Source organism: Psychrobacter sp. CAL346-MNA-CIBAN-0220 (assembly GCF_040309805.1).
Classification (GTDB): Bacteria; Pseudomonadota; Gammaproteobacteria; order Pseudomonadales; family Moraxellaceae; genus Psychrobacter.
The window spans coordinates 1-305 of the sequence record NZ_JBEOPF010000081.1; the positions used below are offsets into that span (position 1 = coordinate 1).

Genomic DNA, 305 nt, shown 5'->3' on the forward strand with positions numbered 1-305 from the left:
CGGTACTTTTGGACCTTGCGTTGCTCGTGCGAAAATAAACACAGTATCGCTATCGGCCACTTTGTCTGCTAATTCTGGAGCAATAGAAACTTCAATTGCGACTGTCTTCGCATTGCTCGTAACTACTGGCTTTTGAGTTGAATCACCATTAGGCATTGCCGAACCTTCATTAAGGCGCATATTTGCAGATTCAATTGCATTCATTAATGCTGTTCTATCAACATCATTACGATCACTGTCTAAGATCATTTGCCACGAATTGATGGCTTTATTGTAGTTTGCGGTAAAGAAAGCATCCATACCAA

The 305-nt window shown here is 41.0% G+C and carries 1 protein-coding gene; it reads right to left on the minus strand.

What is annotated here, in order from left to right:
* Positions 1 to 305: hypothetical protein (locus AAEY88_RS12775; protein WP_350562978.1), on the minus strand; the 305-nt coding region annotated here is incomplete at both ends.